Consider the following 15774-nt stretch of genomic DNA (forward strand, 5'->3'; position numbering starts at 1 on the left):
TGAAATAAAAAAACCGCTTTAACCCACGAAATAATCGTGAGTAAAAGCGGTCTTTGATAAATAAATTCGTATGTGCGCTGACCGATTAGCTGCAGTATCACTTCAAGAGAAGTTCTACTACCTCCAATCTGGTTTTCCTCGTGTCAGCGATCAGCGACGGGATGATATGTTTTGCAAATTCTGCAATTTGCTTATCATCCTGCGTGGCCAATACCTCGGCAAAGCGCAACTCGACTTTTTCCAAGTCCAAGCCGTAATCGCTCAAGCCGGCACCTCCTTCAATGCGATTTGAATCTTCCAATCTGCTCATCCCACCTTAAGAGATGGGGAGAGTACCCAGAATTCAAAAGATCGTCCAAACCTTTCGATTGCGATACATTCCAGGCGGCAAATTTGACTTCAACGCCACGAGGTTCAAAGAACCTCAAAGCGTTTTCTATCAACTTCACTACCGCATTCCCAACAGTGTCCACTTTACTCTGTGCGTCAGCATCAGGAGCAAGAATAACTGTTTTTGCCCCTAAATCAAGAGCAGGCTGAAACAGTTGATCCATTGCGTTGACACTGGCGATTTGAAGGTGAATTTGGTCTGTATATTCGCTTGCAATATCCCCTTTTAGCGGTCCTTCCCCCAACCAGACTACCGACGTGTTCATGTAATTGGAGATGTGATCTCCGCAATCCCAGTTACACAGAATTCGTGATGGGACTGCTACATGATACGGGGCAGGGGTCATTCTAGCTCCTTTAATAATCTTTCTGCCCGGATCAGCATATGTGCTGAGCCATAAATACTTGCTTCCTTTGGTGATTCGCACAGTCCCCTGAGGCAATTTCAATGGTCCGTCCTGTATAACTTGACGAGCACCACTCCAGATAACCTTATTGGTGTTAAGGTCATATACCTCTACCGTTTTATCGAACGATTTCACCTTGATCGGACCAAACACATCGAAAAAGTCTGGGTCATCCACTCGAAGCTGTAGTCCGACGATCTGGTTAATTTCATTCCGGAAGGGAACTAAAAATCCATTACGGCCAGCAAGTGACCAAATGTTTCCTTGCTCGGTCTCTTGAAGGAAGAAACCAGGGATACCCTCGGGTTCTTCGTCCATTAGAGAGATTAACTCCTGCGTAATCTTAAACCGAGCTTGCTGTTGAGAAACTAAAGTGCGATACCCTCTTACCCCGATTTCAGATGGAGTAAGACATCTTTCTTCTGTCAGATGCACACGATGTTTCTCTGACAGATGTAATAAATCCAGCAGCGATCGATAGAAGCGATTCAAATGTTCAGGCTCTCTCTTCTTATCGAGATCCTCTGACACAGGTGAAGCTTCAGCTACTTTACGAGCTCGATCGGGTTCAAGCACGGTTCCATCCTCATATTTCACAGGAATCCCTGCGATCGCGCAAGCCTCATGAACCGCAATCGAAAATCTCTCACCCTTTAACTCAGTTTCATTCCATCTCCGGTAGGCGTAGAACGACAATGCATCTCGTCCATACATGCCTTGCGAAAAATCCTTCCACACCTGACGATCTGGTGTAATCGCTACAGATGCGGTACGTTCTCCACCATTTCGATAGGTCATCCAACTTCTCCCGTTGCGATGAAGTTGTTCTCCCATCGCCTCGGCAAACTCTTTAATATCGAGCATTTTTAATTGCTCGATAGTTTCTTGAGAAATGTACTTCTTTGTAGTCGCCGTTTCCGCAGACATACGCATCCTCCTTAAAAATAATGTTTTTACATGCAAAAAAACCTCCAGAAGTTGTCGGTTTGCATGCATAATCTTTGCATGAACACAAACAACCCTGAAGGTTTGAAGTCTTAAAAAGCAAAAGCCAAAAGGCAAATTATTATGCTTTAATCTTAGCATCTAGTTTACGGTAATGCAACCCACTACACAATCTTATACGCTGTAGTAAAGAGAGTATATAACCACTCCAAAAACGAATTTCCGAACCACAGAGCTGCAATACCACCGAGCGCGATAAACGGGCCGAGCGGAATAATTTTTCTTAGCGTTCTCTTGAGGAAACCAGTGAACAAACTGAATATAAAGCCGGCTATTGAGAAAATAAGAGTGGCAATCACCATGAGTTCCCACCCCAGGGCAATACCAAGAAACGCAAGCAGCTTCACATCGCCCCCACCTATCCACTTAGGATTGATGAGTGCCACCAGTAAAAACAGCCCTCCCGCAATTCCACCAGTTGCGAAATAAGTCCATATAGCATCATCGTGAATAAACAAGCGATAGATACTAATACTGCTCAATGCGGGATACATCAACTTGTTCGGTAGAATTTTGTATCGGAAATCCGTGTAGGAAAAGTAGAGGAGCAAAATCGTAACTGCAGCTGCGCCCAGCATCATATGTCATCCCTCCAAGCTTTAATAGATTTTGAGGTTTGGTTTTGAATCCTTTTAGTCTTAAAAGAATTTGAAATTTATTCTGATAATAATAGTAGTAGTTATAAATTATTTAAGTAAATCTTATTAAAGACATTATTATTTGTACCTAAATTTTAGCCCCTCACCATATAAAAATTAGTAGACCGCTATATAAAAAATATATCATTGTGTACAGAATCTCGGTATATAAAAATTAGATACCGGATTTCGTTGAGGATAACCCGCTATATAAAATTTAGATACCTACGCTATATAAAAATTAGATACCGTAAAAAGAGTGTGGATGGCTACTGACTGCCATTCGAGAAGCAGTCTTTTTGTGGATAAGCCTTTGTTGATAAAAAAAGTTATGCACAGAATGGAACGATATGCGAGTACGTTCTTCTAAGGAAGAATGGTGTTAAAAAAACCGATTGCAACCATATGAGCAGGGTAAAATGATCTCCAGAACCAACGCGGAAACCTGACTTTACCAAGCGTATTTAAGAACGGCTTTGCATAGAAAATGAGAACAGTTGATGCAACACTGGCAAATTGAATGAAGTCATCATGTGTTAGGATAAAGAGCAGATTGAGTGCGATGTGATAGTTTATAGCCCATATGCCTTTAGAATAACGATAAATGAGCACTAGAAGTAAAGCGTAGCCGCCGTAACCAAAGGGAAGTAATTCGAGGAGAATCAAAGCTGCGAGAACGACCAGGACACGAATGTACTTGTGTGGAAAACGGTCGAGCAAAATGAGAACCGCTAGACAGACACTTAAATCAGCAATGACGTTTAATCCGGAAAACCCTAAACCTAACGTATAAGGCAGTTGGGATATGATCGCCAAAACAGCTAGACGCAACAAATAATGTCCGGAATCTTTTGTGTAGTGGTATCCCAGCACAATGCAGTATGCATAGACCGGAAACGCTAGTCTCCCAATTAAGCGCCAATGGAGCTGGTCGGGTAAGAAAACAAAGCCGATATGGTCGATTAACATTGTCAGCATCGCAATAAGCTGCACGGAAACCTCCCCCCTCCCTACGTATTAAAAAGAGAGGGAGATATCCCCCTCTCAATGCACCAGAATAAAGTTCACATCTTTTACCATCAACTGACCATAGTATTGCGTAAGATAGTGAATGATTCTAGTCCGTAAAGTGGTCGTTACAAACTGATGAATAACACTATTAGAGCAGTAGATGTTGATGGCAGAAACACCAGTTCTGCGATCTCGATCGTAATGAAGTATTAACGGTTTAACGAAAGTATCAATCACATGGTTATCCCAGGATTCACCAAGCAGTCTTTCTGCTAGCATGTCGAGAATCTTGCGATCGGTTTCGTCCATTCTTGAAGCTAAGTGGTCCAGCTTAACTTGCTGCAGCTCCGTTTCTTTCGCCAGATGATTAGGTTCACGAATTTCACCTTTGGTGACAAAGGATTCGTACACTTGCTCGACATTAACGAAAGGCTTAATGAGGTCAGTTGCTTGTGAGATTTCAGACAACTCATGCACAAGCCGATCATGATCCTTACGCAACGCTGTCGGCAGCTGCTGAATTAACTCTGCCGTGAGCATCGGAATATGATTTCGAACCTTAGTAATCGGAGCCTCATCCATATTTTTTTCATTCTTCACTAGAAACTGAAAGATGAAGCCGTAACTCTCGAGCAGATCCAGATGCGTTTTCACTGTGTCTCTGGACTTGATTCCCATTTTTGTTGCTAAAGTGCTTGTACTAACATAGCAGTAGTCTTTGTTATAGCAGTGCCTGCGCAACAGTGTGTAAAGATGGACGCCTGTAGGCTTCAAAAAGTAGCCCCAGAAATCAAGCAAATAATTAGAAACCATTGTGAAATTACCTTCACGAAAAGGAATCGGATGATACCCAATCGTGTCCAATGAAAATCGCTCTACATCGCCTTCGGAAAAATAGATGTCGTCTTGATCTCTACGGATGTATGTACCCATTCTTCCATCGCGCTCGTATTGAATAATCTTTTGGCGTTGTTCGTTGGTAATTTTGCGATAATAACGCAATGTTTCCGTGCCATTCTTTAGATTCGTTTTCCGCTCAACTAGATCGCGATTATACGTCATAATTGTCAGTGGTTGCGCTAAAATAGATTGCATTAAAGAAGCCGATATGATATGATTTTTTTACGAAAATATCATATCTATCGTTAACGAAAGAGCGGGAGGCGGCCAACCTATTGCTCTTTTATTTTTTGTCTTTTTAGCAATACCACGTTCCTCCTTTCTACCGTTATTTGAAATTGCAAAAAAGCCCATATCTAGCGAATATGTGCCTGCACTTATAGAAGAGTACCCCAAAAATGGGTATACTTCTCCCGTCAACACACGTTCGCTGTCAAAATTATAGCACATTTATCCACAACCGTGAAGAATGGAGTCTAATTCGGTCTAAAACACACAACTATTTCACGCCCAGATAATTGCAATACGCTAGAAGCTGTGATAGACTGATTACAAACTTTATATATCACGTTCGCGAAATCCCTTGCCCCATCTGGTGCAGGGGATTTCTTCTTATTTAAGCGAGCGGCCGCCTACTGATAAAGATCATCGAAAGACCTCCCCTCCCCTTTTTCAAAAAAAAGAACCCAATAGGCATACGGAAGCTAGGAGCTCACGTTGTACCCATAGGGTTCATTCTTGTTAAAAAGCCATAACCGGCGTGGATAATGTAATAATAGAGTAGCAAATACGACAACATTTAACAAGAGTGTTTAATTTGCAATGGAATTAACATAGCGATCGTAATCTTGTTGAGAGAGGAGCTTGAATTGGTAAAGCGTTTGAACTTGTTCCCTCGTAATCTTCGTGGCTGAACGAAACGATTCCGGCATAATAATAGACAGCTTAACACGATCAATATACGACCGCTCGAACAAGGTGTATTCCATTGAATCCAGGGATGGGAGATCATCTATGCGCATGGTTGTCTGTACCCACGTTCCCCGCCATACGGACACGATCTGACCATCATAGTAGTAGATTGGTGCAGGCTTATCGTTGTCCTTAAACACACGCTGATACGCATCCGCTGCAAATACACCTTCGGAGTAGATTAGCCGGCGAAACTCGCCAAGCTTTTTCAAAGTAAGCGGAGTAAACCAATGATCGATGCCATGACGACGAACATAAAATACATTTAACTCCTCAAAATCCCCCCCATCTTCGGTCGGACTCGAATAGTACGTGTGACACTTCATGCAGTAGACTACGGGCTCTGAATGGTGACTGGAGGAATACTGACGGTGAATGTATCGTGTAATCGAATTGTCGTTGAAAACAGGCGTTTGACCACAACAAACGAACGCTTGCGACATGAGATGCACTCCTTCCTTGATTGAATTTGCAATATCAAAATAGTATAGGAATATATTAACACAATGATATTGCACAGGCAATAAGCACAAAAAAACCCAAGCTGTTAAGCAAGGGTTTTTCTGTGAATCGGCTTACTGGATTGCGCTGTGCAGCATGCCTGCACTCAAAGAATGAAGCATCAGACTTGCGAATGGGATAAATCTCTTTGCTTAGACGCCCAGCACGCATCCCATTGTGCCCGCAAAGCACCTGTGAAATGCGAAGGAAACAATGCGTCAATGAGATCGGCATCCACATCCGGATCTTGCAGCTGCTCGATCGCAGGTTGAATATGCGCTTTCGACGGTTTAATCATCCAATACTCATAAACCAGCTCCATCACTTCCGGACGAACAGGTTGCGAGTATCCAGATGCACGCAGCTTCAAGATTGTGGGACTCGTAATGCGCGCCCCTAAGCCCCTCAGCTGCTCCAACCAGCCGTTAAAGCCATCATCAACCAGAACGACAGGACCGTAAACAGTCCCTCCAGAGTGGATATCCAAATAGAGCAAATACGGCAAATCATTTACGACACCCTTAAAATCATCGCTCGTCATCTCATACTCAAGTGTGCGAATCATGGGAGTAATAACCCTATCCCGCTCCAGTATGAAACGCTGACGAGCTTGATCTGCAGTAACGGCAACATCAACAATATCGCCCTTCTCCAAAAGACAATAATAATACATCCTAATCACCCTTCGTTTAATACTAAGTAACTTTCGGGAGACCGCTTGTAGACGTGAGGTCCCTCGGAGTCCAATACAAACACGGTATCCCACTCTTTCATTTCAAACACCTTATCGGCTGCATCCACCGGACTTCTTGCGTATACTTCTACAAATTCAGGCCCGCAGCAAACACGGAAATGGTGAAATTCTTTCGCTTCTTCATAGCGCTCCTCAAGTTCATCCAATATTTGAGCAACCGAAGTACCGACATCCCAATTCAGATACCGCTCTTCAAGCTCGAATTCGAAATCCGAACTAATCAAGAAGCACCCCTTCATGAGAAGAAGAATCTGATATCGAGACATATGCCCCCAATCAGCATCGGTAATACGATCTGCCGGCTGAACCATCTTGTAGCAAGCAGGGCAATCGATTACATGCCTTTTGCCTGGCACAACAGTAATTTCCCCGCAAGAACATCTATAAAAACCATTGTGCATCCTTATAACCCCCAACGATTAGTAATGCTTTTAGGCAAGCATCATTGCCCTACAATTCAGTAGCTAAGGATCGAGCCAGATTACGATCGAAAGTTTCATACAGCAGGCGGAGGGAAGTTGGTTTAATGAGTCTCTCCCCTTTTGCGATTTCTTCGCGCAACGAATACTCCCGCACGTTGGATACCGAAAACAAAATCGGTTCTCCGTCATACGGAGCTCCCAGGATCTCAGCAAGGTAAACCCTGTAAATTGGCCGACGAACCTCTACAAAATCATCGGCCTTCGTAGACCCACAAACAGGGCATTCAAGCCTTGCATGTTCAAATTGCGTAAAGTCGCGTCCACAGCTGCACTTCAACTTTCTTTCTCGATCGGCAACAACATCTTTCACAGCAGTTGTATCCCACATGGGAAAATCACTCCTTATTTTCTAATGGCAAAACGTAATCCTTGAGGATGCTCTGGGATGCCTGATGCGCTTCTGCGATTTCATCCGGAAATAAATGCTTACCTGTGCGCAGACGGAACAACACATTTTCAATGGTCTGCACCTTATCCTTTAATTGCTCTAACTCCACGTCTCTCACCTCTTTGAAAAATAAAAGGGGGACCTTGCGAGAAGGTCCCTTCTGAAAACTAATCCAGCACCGTATGACCAACGAGCTCCAGACCTGTTTCCAGGTAAACGAACTCTCGAGCAATTCGGAATTGCTCGGCCATAAAGGTTGTGCTTTGTGAGAAAATCGGCAGCGTGAGCGGCATCCACTTTGACGCAGAACTCTTAAGTGCGCAAAGCATCCCCCGCTTCTCCTTGTACTCCGCCAGCGCAGCCGTAACATGCAGGAAGCCACAGTCCAACCCGAAATCATCATTGATTGTGGTTTTCCCGTTTTCATCTGTACGCACGCGCGAAGCAAACTTTTTGGAAAGCTGCGTCTTTATCGCCTCGGCATTCTTATCGACCACCGACTGAATGCGAGCATCGAATGCATTTATCCAGGACTCCAACGCTTCAACATCATCCACGGAACGAGATTTCAATACAATCTCGATCTCAGCAGAGATGCGCGTGTGCTCAAACCCCTTCATTAGCGCAGATGCCTCGCTGTCGGTGATGTCCTCATCGATATACACGCTATTCCATCCCGCTTCCACCAATTTATTGCTAAAGTGCGGAAGAGGCATGCCCAGCATGTTCGTACCGCCATTTGTATTAGGCGACATGCGGTAGAGATCCGGACAATCGTAGTTGTACCACTCCCGCACGAAAGCCGGCGACAGATCGAGACTGGTTACGTCATCAAAACTGTAACAAGCGCCGATTGATCGCTCATCGATGAGCACGTCTTGGTACCGAATTTCGTTGTGGCAGAGGAAATCCTCGATATACCCCAGCGACACCACCAACGGGAATTCCTGGCTATCCTTCGACCGATTTTGCCGAACCTGCGTTTTATGATCACGGTCATAGCGGTAGGATGTTAAGCTCCACCCCAACTTGACCATGACCTTCTTGCCGGTCCAATAATACAGCAAGCGGACAGGCTCTTCGGCCAATTTGCGATCGATGAACGCCAGCACGTTGGATTCCGTCTCCTTCACCAATTCAAAAAGCTCCTCTTTCCGCTTCACTTCCGCATCCAAGATGGCATGACGCATTTGCTCGAACTTGCCGCAGCATGCCTTCTTTTGCATCTCCGCTTCGGCTGGAGACATCGTTGCGGTAGCGATCCGGCACATCGTTTCGCCCAGGCGCTGAATCTCCCCCTGCAAGCCATCGAAGAGATTCTTCTGCTGGATCGATGCATTGACTTTTGCGAACAATTCGGGGAATTCAGCTTCCACTCGCATCATGATCGCTTGGACGTTCTCCCCCCACTTAAGCTTGCGGTGGGGAATCGTCTTTGCCATTTCGATCACATGCGTGGCCGACGACACAATCAGTCGATTCAATTCAGCCACCGTCCCATGCTCCAGCAAATACGTGACACGAGCATTGTGGAAGATCCCGAGACCTTTGAGCAAACCTTCATGATTCAGCGTAAGCCGGAAGAGATTAAACGGATACATGAGAGATACCGCAACGAAAATCTGCATGTACTCCCCCGTATCAGCTTCCATCTCCGCAAATACATTGCTGTTGTCGTGCAGCTGGTCACGAATGTAGTCCGGAATCAGGTTGCTGAAATCGAAATCGATGATCCCCTGGTACGCTTTGATTTCCGACAAGATTTGGTCGTCGGTAAGCCCCATCATTAACTGATAACTCATGGCAATAGCCTCCTTTGGAATAAAAAAGGGAACTCCCTAAGAGAGAGCCCCCATCTTTGAAAATAATCAAACAGCAACTTCGGACTGTTCTAATACCTTTTCAATGAACACATATCGCAGATCACGACACTGTTCATCAAGCCAAGAATAACGGTGATGTGTGGTAGGAATGACCTCGCGCAGTTGTCGAAGGAGCTTCAGTGTAGTACCGATGCTCATGCCATCAATGTGACGATAGCGAACTTCTTCAAACGACACATTCCCACCTCCGACTTGGCAGAGGTATGCTTTACGGAGCGGCTCGAAATAGAACTTTCCGAGCTCATCCAGAAAAATGAAAGAGAAATTACCGGATATTAACCAGTGGCGACAAGATTTTATCGCGGTTGCTGCCTGCATCAAAGATTGTGCATCTATGACACGTGGAGGAAGTTCAGCTTGTGCGAACTCCTCCGACAACATCAGGATCTCATCTTGCAAAAATTCCACCAACGCCTCCAGCAGCCCCTCATCGTACTGCTGATTATCCAGCTGGTAAACGATGCGTCTGAGAAAGGCAACCAGGTATCCGAGGGAAACTTCGTTATCCTTTTCCTCGTAATGCGGCGGTTCGCTAATATCGACAATGTGATGCGGATAGAGTGTGGTGAAGGCCCTGATATTCGCCTGCCGCACTTTTTCCGCCCACTCAACAAGATCAGCGAACGTTACGCTGCCTACCGGCTTTCCGAGTTTCTCGTAAAACCATGTCGGCATCTCATGTTTCTTTTGATAACCGAACACTCTCTGCGCCAACGATGCAAAGATGTTCTCCGTTAATAACAGGGTACTCATAACCCTCCTCCTTCAAAATGAAAATAAAAAAAGAACCAGTGAAAGGCTCCTTAGACTAATTCCTTTATGGCAGAATGTCTTACCGCGTCCAAAATGGTTTTCCACCAATCCGGCAACGTAGAACGTTCTGTTGGAGTAAATACTTGGTCGATCATTCGCAGTCCCTTTAGGATCTGCAAATACGTCAACTCATTGCTTGGCTCACCACGAAAAGCGAATTCCTTCTCTGCGGTGAACAAGCATCCTTTACGCTCCTCTAGCGATCTCCAAAAGGCTAAGCGTGCGGCTTGGAACACTTCCGCAACCCCTTCTCGATCCCCCATGCCCATACAGAGAACTAAGATATCAAGATCCCCTGCAAAGCAAAACTCGTTATACAACCGCTCGAAGGTTTCGTTGGTAAGAGTCGGACGAAAGCTTTTATACTCCTCCTGAGCCTCTACCAACTCGTCTTCCAGTACCACAACGATCTGCTCAAGCAAATCATGCGGCAAACTGGAGCACTGGCAAGTGCTGTAGATGAGTTGGATGCAATTGGGCAGGAGAGAAGATGTGCTCTTATCCCACTTCGCCAAATCATACGTCAGCACTTTTTGCACCGTGTTGCGGTGATATAAGTGCCGATTCCGATTGTAAAACTGAGCGAAATGCCCCTTCCGAAACCGCTCTACAAACACCTTGATGAACGCCCAGAGCTCGTGTTCAGGATCGAGCCCCTCTTGTTCAGCGCCATGACGTAGTAACTGCTTAACCTTTTCGCTGTTGTGCCAATAGAGGGAACAAGCCGTCTGTTGGAACACCTCGTCTTCAAGTAACCCCGATGCGGTGAACACGCTCATGCCTACACCCCCTGCGCAACACGTACAGGAAGCATGAAAGCTGTCTTATGCAGCTCGTCATTGCCACCGACAGGTTGAAGCGAAAGCACTTCCAGCGGAGACTTAAAACGAATCGTCGTTTTCTCGTAATCCGTGAAGCATTTCAGCGCACTTATCATCTTGGAAGCATCAAGCCCCAATCTGATTTCCCCGCTGCTGTCGCTCAGTTCTACCGCTTCTTCCGACTTTCCAATCGCAGAAGAAACGTTAACGAGCAGAACGCCGTTTTTGAGCGAAACAATAGCTGGGTTTGTGGATGCGCCTTTTGCGCTTTGGTACAACAATGTGCGAGAGAGCATCTCAATCATTTCCTTCGTATCCACGACAGCATTAGCGGCAAATTCCTCGAATGTCATCTTCGACAGGTCGGGATACTTTGCATCCAGGAAGCTGCAGATCAAAGACTTGCCATCGCCGTTAATCGTCAGAGACGATTCGCCAACCACGACCGCGATCTTCGTGTCCTTCTTGTCAAACGTGGAGCAAATACGGTTGACCGTATCCTTTACGATGGTGATGTCCACATTTTCGGCAGCACCTTGCAGCAGCTCTCTGTACCCTTGCGTTCTGTCGCACGATTCGATGAGCAAGCCCTTTGGTGTGCCCATAATATGAACACCCTGTAGAGCACCGCTATTTTTCGGATCGACGAAAGTGATCGCATTTTTGAGCGCCGCACAAAACTCCTTTGACGATATGACAAAAGGTTTTGCTTGCTCGGGTTTTGGCTGCGGGAATTGCTCTGTCGCCGTCAATACCAGCTCGTAAGAGGAACGACCAGACTGAATGTTCAATCGATCGTTGGAGAATTCCAGCTTAAGCGATTGCTTGGCCGGCAACTTTGCGACAAGATCCGCAAAAGCCTTCGGCAACATCGTCTCCAGCTCTCCGGTAGCTTCGATAACCGACGACTGACCTTCCTCGGTGGCAATACCCTGAGCAATGGTGTGGGTACCGTCATTTGCAATCAAGAACAGCGCATTCCCAGGTACTTTGACCATGCCCTCCGCAGTCCGTTTAGGCACTTCTTTCTTGATCTGAAAGAAGATGTTCTGCAACACGGGAACATTGTCAGTCTTGGCCGTAAAATCCGCTGCCGTTTCAATCATTTTCAAAAACCGGTCACGATCTACAATAGTGACCTCCACATTCTTTTGCTCTACTGCCGGCTGACTTGCAATAAGATTATCGATTTGCATACTTGTCGCTCGTATAAAACGAGCACACCTCCTTAAAATGAAATACCATCGTTTCGATGGGGCAGACTAAAAATTCGATATCGCCAGTATCGAATTGGGGTTGAAAAACACAAAAAAAGCCCCAGTCAGCCAGTAATCTTTCTAAGAGCGCACAAAAAGAATGCACTCTTGGAAAAATACCGCCAACTAGGGCTTCGTTCTTGAAGAAAATTTGTGTTAATCAACTGTAATCTACTATACCATATTTTTCATTTAGGGTTCAATCAGTAAACCCGCTCCGCTATGAAAATGCTTAAATTTTCTAGTGCATATGTTAGAATGGCAGTATACAGTAAAGGGGGATCGCAATGGGAGAAGATATAAAGGTTATTAGCTTTGAAAAGTATCAAGCGAAAAAGAAGCTGGAGCGGGAAGTCCGCTTAAATATAAAGCAATATGAGGAAAAACCAGAAGATGAACTCGTCCGGATGCACGACCACGCTAAGCGTCTGCAGATGATTTGGGAAAAAGCGTACCACATCGGACAGATCGGATTTATCGTGCTGTTAGGTACGCTTTTAGTGCTAATCGCCTTAGGCTTCACACAACTCCAACTCGTAATACCGATGCTCATCTTAAGCATCGGCTTCCTCTCCTGTGCGTTCGTGTCCATACCGAACAAAAGGAAGCATCGTCTAGCCGCAGCGCACGCTCAACTGGAATTAACTGCCCGCCGGGGAATCGTGTAACCCTTCCCGCTTCCCTAAAAGGAAAAGCCCAACCGCCAAGAGGAAGGCGTCTCCTAACAGGATACGCCTAGCCAATGACTGGTCGGGCAAGGGAAGGTTCCCCTGTTTCCCCAATGGTCCCCTCTAACCGGTAACAGATACCCCAAAGGGATGGCTTCACCGCTTGTGTTACCTGGAGCGGGAATCGCACCCCTGAAGCGGGATGCGTAACCCCTCATGGAATCTGCTTCCCATTGAAGCGGGAGCCGGAGCGGGACTCTACGCTAGAATCTGCCGCACGACTTGTGGGAATACCTCGTCGATCTCCACCCCAAAGTAATGACACACCTCCAGGGCGTTGAATAGCTGCGGCTGACTGCCTTCAAACAGCCAGCGTTCAACCGCACGTTGCGAACATCCAACGTATTCGGCTAGTTGCATCGTGGTGCACTGATGCTTCACCATCAGATCATACAACAACTTATTCGTAATTTCATTGTTCTTCAGCTTGCGAATAATCACACCTTTTGAGCAATCGGAACACTTAAATGCATGGGATATATTAATCCAATCAATGGGATGCTTTCCGCATTCCAGACATAACCCCTGCTCGAGACGCTTCTGCTCTCGTTGGACCTTCGCAAATTCCCTCTTTTCCCTGCAGTCTGCACAAACATAAGTTTCACTTTGTGCGATCCCGCAATCAGCACAATAGCCTCGTCTACGTCTGACTCGTCGTAGAACCCGCATGTGAGTGGCTGCGTAGTCACTCAAGGACGAAACCCTCCTTTCACTGATTGCCCAAAATAAACTCCCGATTATCCCATAACAGGGACAATAGATTTGATCGCGAACCTTGAATGGTGAAATGAGGCACATTGTACTTCTTGGCTTCCTCTATAGCGCCCCATGTCGCTTTATGGGAGTTTGCAGTGAGCAACAAAAATAATGCGTTGGCTTTCTTGATATCCGAAAAGACTCGTTGGGGATGATGGCCACTATTATGAATAAGCTCTGCCCCCGTCATTTCAACGGTGGAAGCAAACCACTTTTCCAAGCCGCCAACAATTACGATTTTACAGCCTGTCAGAAATTTTTCAATGACTTCCGTCGGCTTTGCAGTTTTTCGTTGGGAAGCCTCCTGTGCATGTTTCTTTTGTAAATCATCGATGCCATTAGTGGATTCATTGCGGTACATGCGAGCAATGCGTGCATACTGATACCCTTCCATCACATTAAACAGGCAGGGCTCTCCATCCCGCACGGTCAAGTAATCTACATCCTTTTGATGCAGCTTATACGAGTTGTTTGTATTCACGTCCACGCAGTAAAATTCGTGGTAATCGCCTAGACGTACAAAACCGAGCAGCTGCTGTACCGGAGAACTGGAATCATCGCCCTGCATAATCAGCGAGACATGGTGCCCTCCACCCTCTTTAGCAGCATAGGAAACAATTGCCTCATGCTCGACACCAACAGCTTGTACAACCGATTCTGTGATAAAAACGGTAGTATCGTCCCCAAACTCAATAACGCCACCATGCGGCCGGCGCACGAATTTACCGATCCTACCCTCTTCCAATGATGCCACTTCTAGCGGTTCTCCTGTAGCTGGAGAATCATTCGATTCGCTCTGGACTGTAACCTCTGATGCAGGTTCTATTTCAACTGCTGTCTCTACTGCCGACTTACTGCTATATTGCTCGATTGCCTTCATCAAACTTAAGCACTCCTGCAACTGAGCACATACGTCCGTAAACGCATCGCCAGCCGAACCCGTTCCCCTGGTCATGAGCGCTCGGGCATCGGCTCGTAACAAAGCCTCAACTTGTCGCAAGAGATAATTGCGTTCGCGAGTGGCAAGCAATTGTTTTTGCAAGTTAAGGATCTCATTATCCTTCTCACGCAGTTTATCATCGATTTCCCACTCTAAATCCCGACTTCGGGTTTCCACTTGGCGAATCTTAATCTCGGCTTCATTGGCACGAAGATATTCCTTGCGAATTTTCGCCTCGAGCTCGGCCGATTGTTGTTTCAGAACTTCATTTTGCTCACGGATTTCTTTGTTTTGTTTCTGGAACTGCGCTGAGCTTTTGGTTAACTCCTTCACTTGGGACTGCAGTTTATCATTGACTTCCTGCAGCTGGATGCGCTTGGAGCGTTCCTTTTGAACAAGGTCGCTGTTTCGCTCTTGTTTCGGAGCAATACTCTCCACTTCTGAGACGGGCATAGCCATCAATTCTTCGTAGAGATCCCTGATTCGTTCCTCGAGGATTTCGTCATAGTTAGGATGGAACTTTAGCGCGAAGTAAAAATGCCAATTCCCATAGGATGCACGAATAATGGATTCTCTCTCAATAAGCAAATTGGGATTCGTCTCATCCAGCAAAAATTCCTCTAATATTTCGTACAGAGATAACAATAGAGCGAAGTAAAACGAAAATATAGCATTTTTCGTCTTCGATCTGGCACGAATTAAAAGGACAATCTGATCGTTGCTTTTGACTTTCGTAGTAAGCCCTATTCGCTGTAAGAATGCGCTCCGTTTACTTGCCGACATTTCTGATAATAAACCCAACAAAACTGCACCCTCTGGTATTCCTTCTGATACTCTCGCCATAATAATCGTTCGAAATCGTAGCGCCATCTGGCCAGAATCAAAAGAATCAAAAAAACTCTCTACCTCCACTGCCTCTTTCAAAACAATCACTCCCTTAAAATAAAATGGAAAAAGTGAATCTCTTCTAAAGACAAAAAGCCCTAGGGACGGAATCATAAAGAAAAATGGGCAGAGCCCACCCCCTCTAAGCAATACCGCCGCTAGGGCTTCAATCTTGAAAAAAAATCCACTTCTATTTCTACTATAGCGCACAGGAATAGAGAAAAACAACCATAACGTGCTTGAG

At 45.6% G+C, this 15774-nt stretch carries 17 protein-coding genes; 1 reads left to right on the forward strand and 16 read right to left on the reverse strand.

The window, feature by feature from the left end:
* Positions 1-97 precede the first annotated feature (97 nt).
* The 14 genes from ACRRU2_RS15130 to ACRRU2_RS15195 form a co-directional block, all read right to left on the reverse strand.
* The gene (locus ACRRU2_RS15130) at positions 98-265 is read right to left on the reverse strand and encodes a hypothetical protein (RefSeq protein ID WP_432502875.1); all 168 of its coding nucleotides are present in this window, start codon (positions 263-265) and stop codon (positions 98-100) included.
* 13 nt (positions 266-278) lie between these two features.
* Positions 279-1724, reverse strand: coding sequence for a hypothetical protein (locus ACRRU2_RS15135; protein WP_432502877.1), 1446 nt, complete (start codon positions 1722-1724; stop codon positions 279-281).
* A gap of 182 nt (positions 1725-1906) precedes the next feature.
* On the reverse strand, positions 1907-2383 hold the full coding sequence (locus ACRRU2_RS15140) for a prepilin peptidase (RefSeq protein WP_432502879.1): 477 nt from the start codon (positions 2381-2383) through the stop codon (positions 1907-1909).
* Between the two features lie 423 nt (positions 2384-2806).
* The gene (locus ACRRU2_RS15145; protein ID WP_432502882.1) at positions 2807-3433 is read right to left on the reverse strand and encodes a TraX family protein; all 627 of its coding nucleotides are present in this window, start codon (positions 3431-3433) and stop codon (positions 2807-2809) included.
* A gap of 51 nt (positions 3434-3484) precedes the next feature.
* Positions 3485-4546: a helix-turn-helix domain-containing protein gene (locus ACRRU2_RS15150; RefSeq protein WP_432502884.1), complete on the reverse strand. Its 1062-nt coding sequence runs from the start codon at positions 4544-4546 to the stop codon at positions 3485-3487.
* 617 nt (positions 4547-5163) lie between these two features.
* Positions 5164-5766: a hypothetical protein gene (locus tag ACRRU2_RS15155; RefSeq protein ID WP_432502886.1), complete on the reverse strand. Its 603-nt coding sequence runs from the start codon at positions 5764-5766 to the stop codon at positions 5164-5166.
* 179 nt (positions 5767-5945) lie between these two features.
* Entirely contained in the window at positions 5946-6497 is a 552-nt protein-coding gene (locus ACRRU2_RS15160; RefSeq protein ID WP_432502888.1) for a hypothetical protein, read from the reverse strand.
* Positions 6498-6502: 5 nt separating this feature from the next.
* Positions 6503-6979 carry a hypothetical protein gene (locus ACRRU2_RS15165; protein WP_432502891.1) on the reverse strand — a complete coding sequence of 159 codons (477 nt, stop codon included), beginning with the start codon at positions 6977-6979 and terminating at the stop codon, positions 6503-6505.
* Positions 6980-7028: 49 nt separating this feature from the next.
* Positions 7029-7388 carry a hypothetical protein gene (locus tag ACRRU2_RS15170; RefSeq protein WP_432502893.1) on the reverse strand — a complete coding sequence of 120 codons (360 nt, stop codon included), beginning with the start codon at positions 7386-7388 and terminating at the stop codon, positions 7029-7031.
* A gap of 7 nt (positions 7389-7395) precedes the next feature.
* Complete coding sequence (locus ACRRU2_RS15175; RefSeq protein WP_432502895.1) at positions 7396-7557, reverse strand: hypothetical protein; 162 nt, start codon at positions 7555-7557, stop codon at positions 7396-7398.
* Between the two features lie 58 nt (positions 7558-7615).
* Positions 7616-9250, reverse strand: a complete 1635-nt coding sequence (locus tag ACRRU2_RS15180; protein ID WP_432502897.1) for a hypothetical protein — start codon at positions 9248-9250, stop codon at positions 7616-7618.
* Positions 9251-9316: 66 nt separating this feature from the next.
* On the reverse strand, positions 9317-10084 hold the full coding sequence (locus tag ACRRU2_RS15185) for a hypothetical protein (RefSeq protein ID WP_432502899.1): 768 nt from the start codon (positions 10082-10084) through the stop codon (positions 9317-9319).
* A gap of 50 nt (positions 10085-10134) precedes the next feature.
* Positions 10135-10923 carry a hypothetical protein gene (locus ACRRU2_RS15190; protein WP_432502902.1) on the reverse strand — a complete coding sequence of 263 codons (789 nt, stop codon included), beginning with the start codon at positions 10921-10923 and terminating at the stop codon, positions 10135-10137.
* 2 nt (positions 10924-10925) lie between these two features.
* Positions 10926-12161 (reverse strand): hypothetical protein, encoded by a 1236-nt coding sequence (locus ACRRU2_RS15195; RefSeq protein WP_432502905.1) that lies wholly within the window; start codon positions 12159-12161, stop codon positions 10926-10928.
* A 347-nt stretch (positions 12162-12508) separates the two neighbouring features.
* Between ACRRU2_RS15195 and ACRRU2_RS15200 the strand changes: the two genes are divergently transcribed.
* Entirely contained in the window at positions 12509-12889 is a 381-nt protein-coding gene (locus ACRRU2_RS15200; protein WP_432502907.1) for a hypothetical protein, read from the forward strand.
* A gap of 258 nt (positions 12890-13147) precedes the next feature.
* Here ACRRU2_RS15200 and ACRRU2_RS15205 read toward each other — a convergent pair whose 3' ends face one another.
* Entirely contained in the window at positions 13148-13642 is a 495-nt protein-coding gene (locus tag ACRRU2_RS15205) for a hypothetical protein (protein WP_432502909.1), read from the reverse strand.
* Positions 13643-13658: 16 nt separating this feature from the next.
* A complete protein-coding gene (locus tag ACRRU2_RS15210) occupies positions 13659-15569 on the reverse strand; it encodes a hypothetical protein (RefSeq protein ID WP_432502911.1) in 1911 nt (636 codons plus the stop codon).
* Between the last annotated feature and the right edge of the window lie 205 nt (positions 15570-15774).

Source organism: Paenibacillus sp. GXUN7292 (genome assembly GCF_050864975.1).
In the GTDB taxonomy this organism is placed as follows: Bacteria; Bacillota; Bacilli; order Paenibacillales; family Paenibacillaceae; genus Pristimantibacillus.

What these genes read in the sequence shown, in the direction of transcription:
- ACRRU2_RS15135 (WP_432502877.1), bottom strand. Translation starts at nt 1,724, where the DNA reads ATGTCTGCGGAAACGGCGACTACAAAGAAGTACATTTCTCAAGAAACT.
- ACRRU2_RS15140 (WP_432502879.1), bottom strand. Translation starts at nt 2,383, where the DNA reads ATGATGCTGGGCGCAGCTGCAGTTACGATTTTGCTCCTCTACTTTTCC.
- ACRRU2_RS15150 (WP_432502884.1), bottom strand. Translation starts at nt 4,546, where the DNA reads ATGCAATCTATTTTAGCGCAACCACTGACAATTATGACGTATAATCGC.
- ACRRU2_RS15155 (WP_432502886.1), bottom strand. Translation starts at nt 5,766, where the DNA reads ATGTCGCAAGCGTTCGTTTGTTGTGGTCAAACGCCTGTTTTCAACGAC.
- ACRRU2_RS15160 (WP_432502888.1), bottom strand. Translation starts at nt 6,497, where the DNA reads ATGTATTATTATTGTCTTTTGGAGAAGGGCGATATTGTTGATGTTGCC.
- ACRRU2_RS15165 (WP_432502891.1), bottom strand. Translation starts at nt 6,979, where the DNA reads ATGCACAATGGTTTTTATAGATGTTCTTGCGGGGAAATTACTGTTGTG.
- ACRRU2_RS15170 (WP_432502893.1), bottom strand. Translation starts at nt 7,388, where the DNA reads ATGTGGGATACAACTGCTGTGAAAGATGTTGTTGCCGATCGAGAAAGA.
- ACRRU2_RS15180 (WP_432502897.1), bottom strand. Translation starts at nt 9,250, where the DNA reads ATGAGTTATCAGTTAATGATGGGGCTTACCGACGACCAAATCTTGTCG.
- ACRRU2_RS15185 (WP_432502899.1), bottom strand. Translation starts at nt 10,084, where the DNA reads ATGAGTACCCTGTTATTAACGGAGAACATCTTTGCATCGTTGGCGCAG.
- ACRRU2_RS15190 (WP_432502902.1), bottom strand. Translation starts at nt 10,923, where the DNA reads ATGAGCGTGTTCACCGCATCGGGGTTACTTGAAGACGAGGTGTTCCAA.
- ACRRU2_RS15195 (WP_432502905.1), bottom strand. Translation starts at nt 12,161, where the DNA reads ATGCAAATCGATAATCTTATTGCAAGTCAGCCGGCAGTAGAGCAAAAG.
- ACRRU2_RS15200 (WP_432502907.1), top strand. Translation starts at nt 12,509, where the DNA reads ATGGGAGAAGATATAAAGGTTATTAGCTTTGAAAAGTATCAAGCGAAA.